The sequence below is a fragment of the Skermanella sp. genome (assembly GCF_059503625.1).
Map to the genome: position 1 here is coordinate 1 of NZ_JCACHA010000820.1, position 9045 is coordinate 9045.

The following is a 9045-nucleotide window of genomic DNA, read 5'->3' on the forward strand; positions in this document are numbered from 1 at the left end:
GGGTCCAGGGTCAGCGTCATGCCGACGCGGAACAGCGACGGCGTATAGGTCTCGCCCGAAAGCTTCTGGCGGAGGATATTGCCTGCTGTCTTCAGAGAACTCATGGAACCGTTACCTCCTCCGGAACGGGCGGGCCGTGCGCCCCGTTGCTTGTTCCACAGCCAGATCAGGAAGATGACGCCGCCGCCGACCAGGATGACGGCGACGATGCCGAATTCGCCGAAGCCGCTCCCGGCGTCCGCGTCGGCCTCCGTCCCGTCGGCAACAGCGACTGCGCGCGGGGTGTCGGGCGGCAGGTATTCGGGATCGCGCGGCCGGTCCTTCTCCTCGGCCAGCTTGCCGTCGAGCGCCGCGAGTTTCTGGCGCAGGTCGGCGTTGTCGGCGGCCAGACGGTCCGCCTCGGTCCGCCACTGCTGATAGCCGGGATCGTTCTGATGGTGATGGAAGAAGTCCCCGTAGCCGGGCCGTGTCAGGTTATCCAGCAGGAACCACAGGAACAGCCCGTCCCAGATCCCGAAGCGGGGCGCCGAGCGGTAGGCGTAGGACGGCACGTTCCAGCCCCGGCTGCCGCTCCAGCCGCTGAAACCCCGGTCGGCATAGCCACGGTTGCCGGCGGTCGAGCCGCTGCCATAGCCCCAGCCGTAGCCGCCGCTCCGCCGCGATCCGCCGTAGTCGTAGCCGGGTGAATAGCCCGGCGAGGAAGAGGGCGCCGAGGGAGCCGGCGCCGCCACGGGCGGCTGGCGCTGCTGCTCCTGCTGGGCGCGGTAGCGTCCGAGCGCATCTCCGCCGGACTGGCGCGACAGGGACCTGTCGCCCGAGGACTGGGAGCCGTAATTGAAGGAACTGCCGCCCGGCGAGGACGGCCGCGCATAGCCTCCGCTGGTCGACGGCGTCCTGCTGCGGGACGTGCTGCCGGAACCGAACGACGGTGTGCGCGAGACGCCGCCGCTCGGACGCGAATAGCCGCCGGACGACCGTGACCGCGCCTCCGCCTCCTGGACGTCCATCGTAATTTCAAGGTGGCCGGCGCCGAAGCGGCCGGTGTCGAGATGCATCCGCTCCAGCGTCGGAGCACCAGTCAGCACCAGCGCGGCGCCCAGTGTCGCCACCTTGAGCCATCGCCAAATCATTTGCAGAAGCCGATCCTCCCGAACGGGTCGAGCCGCATGGATGCGGTCCGTTACCGTCAACCATCCAGAACGGGTTTTACTCCCACTCGGCACAAGACTGAAAGTCTGTTTATCGGCAAAGGGGTAGCGGTCCAGTCAGGCGGCAGGCTCCAGTTCGAACCGAGGGCGGGTTCCCGTGGCTTTGGCCACTCTCAAGAGGGTGCTCATGGATGGCTTGGCGCGGCCGCTTTCCAGGCGGGCAATGACGGGCTGCGTCGTTCCCATACGTTGCGCCAGTTGTTCCTGAGTCAAACCGGCGGCGATCCTCGCTTTGATAACAGCCCGTGCGATCTCGTATTCGGGCGCCAGCTCATCATAAATGGCACGAACATCAGGATCAGCCAGCAAGGCCGCCTTTAAATCACTGAGCTGAGTTGTCAATTTTCCATTCCTTCATCCGAGCATGCGCCAAGTCAATTTCCCGACGAGGTGTCCTCTGAGTTTTCTTCACGAATATCCGGACTACTATCAATCTTCTACTTTTATTTGAGAATTATATTGATCGGGCTATACCGTCTCGCCCCGAAAGGCGCATTTCCCAAAGGTCGTCCTCAAGATGCCTGACATGCGGCATGCCGGCATTCTGGGGACCAAGCTCCTCCAACATCTTTGCGACATGAAGGAATTTCGCCTTCATGTCGGGAGGCAGGACGGCAATCTCGTCCATTGCCGCATCGGTGAGTTCAACAGACCACTTCATCTTTGAATATACCTTTTTTGGTATTATTTTCAATAAGCGATTTCGATGCCGATCCTGACGCGGCTGCGCGAGCTCAGCATCAATAGCACTCCTCCTGCCACACCCGCGTTGATTCAAGCAAACGTATGAATTAAACTTGACCATACCGTTTGGATCGGAACGAACCCATGCGCCGGCCGGACACAAAGGAAATCATCCTCGATACCGCGGAGCGCCTGTTCGCCGAGCGGAGCTTTTCCAGCGTCTCGCTGCGCGAGATCACGGCGGAAGCGGGCGTCAACCTGGCGGCGGTCAACTATCATTTCGGCTCCAAGGACGCGCTGCTCCTGGCCGTGTTCAGGCGCCGGGCCGTCGATCTCAACCGCGAGCGGCTGAATCTCCTGCGCGAGGCGGAGGCCCGCGCCGGCGATGCACCGGCGCCCCTGCGCGAGATCATCCACGCGCTGGTCTGTCCGCCGATTCGCTGGACGCAGCAGCCGGGCAGCGGGCAATCGGTCTTCATTCAGTTCATGGGGCGGGTCCGGACCGACGGGACGCCCGAAATGCGGAACCTGATGGACAGGGAGGTGGGCCACCTCCACCCCTTCGCCGACTCGCTCGCCCGGACCCTGACCGGCCTTCCCCGGCCGGAGATCTTCTGGCGGCTGCATTTCACGCTGGCGCTGATGCACTACACCATCACCGACCTGCGGCGGCTCGACGCCATTTCGGGCGGTATATGCGACCTCACCGATACCGAGGCGCTGGTCGCCCGGATAGTCGGGTTCGCGGTCGCCGGGTTCGAGGCGCCTGTCACCGTTTCCTGAACGGGGCGGTCCGAACGGGCGGCGCCAACAAAAATGGGCGGCCGAAGCCGCCCATTTTCCAAATCCGGAGCGTCCGAAGGATCAGACCGCCCGGAGGCTCTCCGCCGAGCTTTTGCCGCGGCGCGGATCGCGCACGACCTCGAAGGAAACCTTCTGGCCTTCCTGGAGGCTGCCGAGGCCCGCGCGTTCGACCGCCGAGATATGAACGAAGACGTCCTGCGTCCCGTCATCCGGCTGGATGAAGCCAAAGCCCTTGGTGCTATTGAACCATTTGACTGTGCCAGTGGACATGTTGATCTCTAGAGCTGGCGTTGCCCCGCAACAACATCGTAACGGAGCATCGAGTTGACTGAGGGTAGACCAGCACCGGCACGAGGTCGGTAAACGTGGAAGCCCAGAACAGTATCGACACCCATAGAGTGGTAGCGGTTTTCGGCATAAACAAGCGTATCGCAGGGCAGATTCCCGGAGATTTTTACACCATCCGATAAGGTTCCAACACAAAATGGTTCTATGCCATTATGTTGCGATGCACCATCTGGATAGTATTTATGACTTTCTGTCGCAAATAAGCGGTTCGGATTAACCCATAACGTTAGTACCCCATAATAGGCGGCGCAAAGGCCTATATTTTTCCCTGCAATCTGGCGGTTTGGGGTAAGTTGAGATGGTTTTTGTTTATACCTCTGAGGAAACCAATGCCTCCAGTGCAGGTTCTTTTAATTGACCACAACAAACTGTTCCGTGAAGGCTTGAAGCTTCTCCTCAGCGGGGAGAAGTTCGAGATCTCGGGAGAGGCCCAGACCGTCGCCGAAGGCGTAACCCTGGTCCAGGGGGGCCTTGCTCCCCAGCTCGTGCTTCTCGACATGACCTGGAACAGCGACACCGAAACCGAAACCCTGCGCACGCTGCGCGACCTGCTCCCCGACGGGCGCGTCGTGCTGCTGGCGGCGGATATGGACCCGCAGCGGCTGATCGCGGCGCTGGCCGCCGGCGCTGACGGTTGCCTGATGAAGGACCTGTCGGCCGACGCGCTGATCCAGTCGCTCCATCTCGTGATGATGGGCGAGAAGGTCTTCCCGACGCATCTCGCCGCCCTGCTCATCAGCGGCCGGATCAACACCAGCGCCTTCGACATGCCGAGCGCGCGCAAGGGTCTGTCCCAGCGTGAAGTGCAGATCGTCCGCTGCCTGCTGAACGGCGACAGCAACAAGGTGGTCGCCAACCACCTGAACATTACCGAAGCGACGGTCAAGGTTCACCTGAAGAGCCTGCTGCGCAAGATCAACGCGACCAACCGCACCCAGGCGGCCATCTGGGCGCTCAACAACGGCTTCGCCAACGAGCCGGCGCAGCAGCAGCCCACCAAGCAGGCGGGCTGAGCGGCACCCTACCGGTTTCCTGCGGGAAAACCGTTCATTCCTGTCCGGTCCGGACCAGTTGCTTGCCGCGATTGGCTCCGGACAGCATGCCGATGAAGGCACGGGGCGCCGCCTCGATGCCTTCAGCGACATCTTCCCTGAACACGATGCGGCCTTTCCGCAGCCATGCCGCCATGGTCTGCCGGAACTCTTCGGTCCGATGGGCGTGGTCGAACACCAGGAAGCCCTCCATCCGGGCACGCTTCACCAGAAGCTGACGCATCCACCGGCGTCCGATATCCTGCTTTTCCAGTTCGTTGTAGACCGAGATCGTGCCGCAGACGATGATACGGCCGAACTGCGCGATATTGGCCAGCGCCGCGTCGTGGACCAGACCTCCGACATTGTCGAAGTAGATGTTGATCCCGTCGGGGCACAGCGCCGCGATCTCCTGGGACAGCGCCTCGAAATCCTTCGGCGAACCGTCCGGCTTCTTGTAGTTGAGGGCGGCGTCGAATCCCAGTTCGTCGCGCACATAGGCGACCTTCTCGTCCGAACCGGCGACACCGACCACGCGGCAGCCGCGGATCTTCGCGATCTGGCCGACCACCTGCCCGACCGCTCCGGATGCGGCCGAGACCAGCACCGTCTGTCCCGGCTGCGGTTCGCCCAGATACAGCAGCGCGCAGTACGCGGTCATGCCCGGCATGCCGAGAACGCCGAGATAGTGCGACGGCTGCGCCAGGTCGGGATCGACCTTGGTCACCCGCTCGCCGGGGACGGCCGCATATTCCTGCCAGCCGGTATGGGCCAGCACGAGATCGCCCGGCTGGCAGCCGGGATGCCGGGAGGACACCACGCGCCCGACCGCCTCGCCGGCCATGACGCCGCCGATGGCCACCGGCTCCGCGTAGGATTTGGCGGCACTCATACGCCCGCGCATATAGGGGTCGAGCGACAGGAAGAGGTTGCGGATCAGAACCTCGCCCTCGGCCGGTTCGGGCACGGCGGCGCGTTCGATCCGGAAATCGCTCTCGACCGGCGCCCGGTTGACCGGACGCTCCGCAAGCAACACGCGGGTATTCTGTCTCTCGGACATGATGGACTTCGCCTCCCTCGGCAGATTGTTCGATGGCGTTTAAACGAACGCTTGAGCGATAAGTAGCGCCCGCCCCGTCCCCCTACAAGGGATGGGCCGCTGTCGAGCCGTCGTGCAAGCCTGAGGCGAAAAGAAAAAGCCGCTCGGAGGAGCGGCCTTGAGTCTAGGGAGGAAACGCCCGACAAGGGCGTCGCAACATCTCTGTTGCACCGCAAACTTGTGCTTTACCAAGGTCGATTTCAATACGAAAAACGCACCGGCGTATCTAATATACAAAATACGCAGATCAGCCCGTTGGGGCGACCCCTCTTGGAACGGCACTGCACCAATCGAGCGGCCGCTCAGAACTCCCTGACCGTACTGCGATCCTCCAAAAGCTGCGCCAGTCGCCGGGTCAGCACCTTCGGGCTCACGGGCTTGGGCAGGAGGACGGTTTTTTCGGTCGCGATCTCGAACTCCCCCGGGTAGCCGGACACCACGAGGGCAGGAAGGTCGGGCCGGCGCTGGCGCAGGCGCTCGAGCAATTCGCGTCCGCCCATGCGCGGCATCGCGAGATCGGTTACGAGAACTTCGGCCGGATCCTGCTCGTCCACCTCCAACGCTTCGATACCGTCATGCGCGACACTGACACGGTGTCCTTCGACTTCAAGAGCATCCTGGAACATGAGCGCGATCAGAACTTCATCCTCAGCCAACAAGATATGCGCCACGCTGCCTCTACCCTTCATGCCTGAAATGCGCCGCGTCGTTCGGTTTCCGGCCGGCCGATCCACCAAGTGCGGAGCGGACGCGTTCGGCCAGTTCGACGCGGCGGTACGGTTTGCTCATGATGTCCATGGATTGAATATTGTTGGCGTTCTGGAAGACGAGATCGTCGGTGTAGCCGGTCGCCAGCAGGACCGGCAATCCGGGGATACGCTCCCGCACCCGCTCCGCCAGCACCAGCCCGTTCATTCCGCCCGGCATGACCAGATCGGTGAACAGAAGATCCACTGCGGCATCCTCCCCCTCCAGCAGCTTCAGCGCCTCCTCGCCGCTGTCGGCGGTCAGGACACGGTAGCCCAGGCTGCGCAGGTAGTTTTCCGCGAGATGGCTGACATCGCCGTTGTCCTCCACCAGCAAGATGGTCCGGATCGCCTCCGCCGGCTGGCGTCCCGCCTCCACCGCCGCATCGACCGGGATCTCTTCGGGACCGGTACGCCGGTCCGGTCCCCTTCGCTGGTCCGTATCGATGGGAAAGATCATGCGGACGGTCGTCCCCTCGCCCGGCTTGCTGTCGATCTCCATCTTGCCGTGCGATTGCTGGACGAAGCCATGGACCATCGCAAGGCCGAGGCCGGTTCCGGGCGTCTTGGTGGTGAAGAAAGGCTCGGTCGCGCGCTGGAGGACTTCGGGCGGCATGCCATGACCCTCGTCATGGATGCAGAGCACGGCATAGGTGCCCGGCGGCAGGTTGTGCGAACCGCCATGGTTGCTGAGGTTAAGGACGGCGGTCGCCACCGTCGCCTTGCCGCCTTTCGGCATCGCGTCACGCGCGTTTATCAGGACGTTCAGCAATGCCATTTCCAGGTGCACGGTGTCGAGAATGCAGGACGGGAGGCCGGGCTTGAGGTCCAGCCGCAGATCGACCTTGCTGCCCAGCGTGCGGACCAGCATCTCGCTGAAATCGACCACCAGCGAGTTCAGGTTGACGCGGCGGGGGTCCAGCCTCTGCTTCCGCGCGAAGGTGAGAAGCTGCTGAGTCAGCTTCGCTCCCTGCTCGGCCGCCCGCTCGGCATGCTCGATGCTCCGCCGGAGCAGGGAATCGCCTGCGGCCCGTCCCGCCGCGACTTCCAGATTCCCGGCGATGACCTGAAGCAGGTTGTTGAAATCGTGCGCCAGCCCCGCCGTCAGCTGGCCGATCGCCTCCATCTTCTGGGCCTGCCGGAAAGCCTGTTCCGATGTCCGCCGCCGCGTCACGTCCATCTGCGACGCGAAGAAATAGAGCAGCTTGCCGGAGTGATCGAAGATCGGCCCCAGGAAAAGGGCATTCCAGAAGGGTGAACCGTCCCGCCTGTAATTCAGGAGATCGACCGCAATGGCGCGCTGGTCGCGAACGGCCGAGCGGATCTCGTCCACCGTGCCGCGGTCGGTCTGCGGCCCCTGGAGAAACCGGCAGTTCCGGCCGATGACTTCGTCTTCTTGATACTGCGTCAGGTCGAGGAAAGCGAGATTGGCGAACACTATGGGATTGTCGGGCTGGTTGGGATCGGTCACCAGCATCGGCATCCGGGTCATCTCGACGGCGGTGAAGAAGACGCTGCTCCGGTCGTCCAGCCCGGGGCGCGAAATATAAGCTTCCTTCCAGTGGTGGGTACCGGGGCCGCCCGTCGGCGAATAGCTCTGGCGGGCCTCCAGCTCTCCTCTGGCGGGCACACCGGTCGCCGCGGCCTCGGAGCCCGCCTCGTCACCTCTTTCGGTATCGGACGTTCGCTTGCCGCCCTCGTCGGGGTCCTTTGTCTCGTCCGTCATACTCAACTGCTGCTCATCCGTTGATAACCAGGCTTTACATCGATCGACATTCCACCGGAGGTCAGCAGCCGGCACTCCATCCCGTCACCCGCAAAGCGATCCGAAGCGGGGAAACACAGGTTTGAAGGTGTTGTTCCACTAAGCTCCGACGGATCGGTTTCAAATCAAGTCCTTCCTCTTCCGCACGGCTTTTCGCTCTGCGCATGGCTGTAATGTCGTCTGTTTTGGACCACGACAAGCCCTATGCAGACATATTTCCTTGCGAACCTTACAATATCGCGTACATAGGTCCTCAAGCATCCATACAACTGACCGAAGACGACGGTGGATCATGACGGCTGACCAGGACTTCCTTCCGCTTGGCAAGACCTCCCTCGAGCTCGGTGTCCGGGGTCTGTGCCCCCGGTGCGGCAAAGGGCACATCTTCGACGGCTTCCTCACCCTGGCTAAACGCTGCGAGGTCTGCGACCTGGATTTCTCCTTTGCCGATCCGGCGGACGGTCCCGCTTTCTTCGCCATGTCGATCGTCAGTTTCCCGATCGTCGGCTTCGCGGCATGGCTGGAACTTGCCTTCGAAGCACCGGTCTGGGTTCATCTTCTGACCACGCTGCCGCTTCTGGTGCTCTCCTGTTTGGCGCTGCTGCGCCCCCTCAAGGGCTGGCTGGTCTGCTCCCAGTACATCAACAAGGCGAAGGAGGGCAGCCTCTCGCCGCCCGACCAGCCGTAACCGCGGCGTTGACAGGACCCTACAATCCATACATCATCGGCTCCCAAAGGTATCGGCATGGGCCGGCTGGGTCATAGATGGAGAATATCGGGTTGAAGAGTTCGGCGGCGCCGTCCTGGCTCCCGGACCTGGAGCGATCCAGCGGTCCGATCTACCTGTCCCTGGCCGATGCGTTGGGAGAGGCCGTGACCTCCGGCGCCCTCAAGCCCGGTGAGCGCCTGCCGACGCACCGGGCGCTGGCCTCCGCGCTCGACCTCGACCTGACCACCGTCACGCGCGCCTATGGCGAGGCGAGGCGGCGGGGTCTGATCGATGCCGCCGCCGGCCGGGGCACCTTCGTACGGCCGCCCCGGCAGGGACAGGACGATCGTCAACCCGCCGTCGAGGTCGATCTTTCCATGAACCTGCCGCCGCATCCTCCGGCGGCGGCGATTTCGGCCCGGATGTCCCAGACGATGGCCGCCATCCTGCGGCGGTCCGATCTTCCTCAGCTTCTCAGTTACCATCCCAGCGCCGGCAGCGCCGACGACAGGTCGGCCGGCGCCGAATGGCTCTCGCCGCTGCTCCCCGGCCTGTCCCCCGCCCGCGTGCTGGTCGCGGGAGGCGGTCAGGCAGCCCTGATGTCCCTTCTGACGACGCTGGTCCCCGGCGGCGGGACGATCCTGACGGAGG

The 9045-nt window shown here is 63.3% G+C and carries 9 protein-coding genes and 2 pseudogenes; 4 read left to right on the top strand and 7 right to left on the bottom strand.

Going from position 1 to position 9045, the window contains the following annotated elements; all coding sequences use genetic code 11:
* The 3 genes and pseudogenes from AC5JJ6_RS29465 to AC5JJ6_RS29475 form a co-directional block, all read right to left on the bottom strand.
* Positions 1-1130 (bottom strand): annotated as a pseudogene (locus AC5JJ6_RS29465) (hypothetical protein); the annotation flags it as partial.
* Positions 1131-1265: 135 nt separating this feature from the next.
* Positions 1266-1550 carry a helix-turn-helix domain-containing protein gene (locus AC5JJ6_RS29470; protein WP_496045474.1) on the bottom strand — a complete coding sequence of 95 codons (285 nt, stop codon included), beginning with the start codon at positions 1548-1550 and terminating at the stop codon, positions 1266-1268.
* Positions 1531-2013 (bottom strand): annotated as a pseudogene (locus tag AC5JJ6_RS29475) (type II toxin-antitoxin system RelE/ParE family toxin). The gene AC5JJ6_RS29470 and the pseudogene AC5JJ6_RS29475 overlap by 20 nt, the downstream one beginning before the upstream one ends.
* 23 nt (positions 2014-2036) lie before the next feature.
* Between AC5JJ6_RS29475 and AC5JJ6_RS29480 the strand changes: the two are divergent.
* Entirely contained in the window at positions 2037-2675 is a 639-nt protein-coding gene (locus tag AC5JJ6_RS29480; RefSeq protein WP_496045475.1) for a TetR/AcrR family transcriptional regulator, read from the top strand.
* 81 nt (positions 2676-2756) lie between these two features.
* Here AC5JJ6_RS29480 and AC5JJ6_RS29485 read toward each other — a convergent pair whose 3' ends face one another.
* Positions 2757-2966, bottom strand: a complete 210-nt coding sequence (locus AC5JJ6_RS29485) for a cold-shock protein (protein WP_496045476.1) — start codon at positions 2964-2966, stop codon at positions 2757-2759.
* Positions 2967-3373: 407 nt separating this feature from the next.
* On the opposite strand from AC5JJ6_RS29485, the gene AC5JJ6_RS29490 reads away from it, so the two are divergent.
* Complete coding sequence (locus tag AC5JJ6_RS29490; protein WP_044435412.1) at positions 3374-4057, top strand: LuxR C-terminal-related transcriptional regulator; 684 nt, start codon at positions 3374-3376, stop codon at positions 4055-4057.
* A 34-nt stretch (positions 4058-4091) separates the two neighbouring features.
* On the opposite strand, the gene AC5JJ6_RS29495 is transcribed toward AC5JJ6_RS29490, so the two are convergent.
* The 3 genes from AC5JJ6_RS29495 to AC5JJ6_RS29505 all read right to left on the bottom strand — a co-directional run bounded on the left by AC5JJ6_RS29495 (position 4092) and on the right by AC5JJ6_RS29505 (position 7646).
* A complete protein-coding gene (locus AC5JJ6_RS29495; RefSeq protein WP_496045477.1) occupies positions 4092-5135 on the bottom strand; it encodes an NADP-dependent oxidoreductase in 1044 nt (347 codons plus the stop codon).
* Between the two features lie 341 nt (positions 5136-5476).
* Positions 5477-5845 (bottom strand): response regulator, encoded by a 369-nt coding sequence (locus tag AC5JJ6_RS29500; RefSeq protein WP_496045478.1) that lies wholly within the window; start codon positions 5843-5845, stop codon positions 5477-5479.
* 7 nt (positions 5846-5852) lie between these two features.
* Positions 5853-7646, bottom strand: a complete 1794-nt coding sequence (locus AC5JJ6_RS29505; protein WP_496045479.1) for a histidine kinase famiy protein — start codon at positions 7644-7646, stop codon at positions 5853-5855.
* A 331-nt stretch (positions 7647-7977) separates the two neighbouring features.
* Here AC5JJ6_RS29505 and AC5JJ6_RS29510 point away from each other — a divergent pair, with 331 nt between their 5' ends.
* On the top strand, positions 7978-8373 hold the full coding sequence (locus AC5JJ6_RS29510; RefSeq protein ID WP_496045480.1) for a DUF983 domain-containing protein: 396 nt from the start codon (positions 7978-7980) through the stop codon (positions 8371-8373).
* A gap of 92 nt (positions 8374-8465) precedes the next feature.
* Positions 8466-9045, top strand: a 580-nt coding sequence (locus AC5JJ6_RS29515; RefSeq protein WP_496045481.1) for a GntR family transcriptional regulator, incomplete at its 3' end; no start/stop codon positions are given.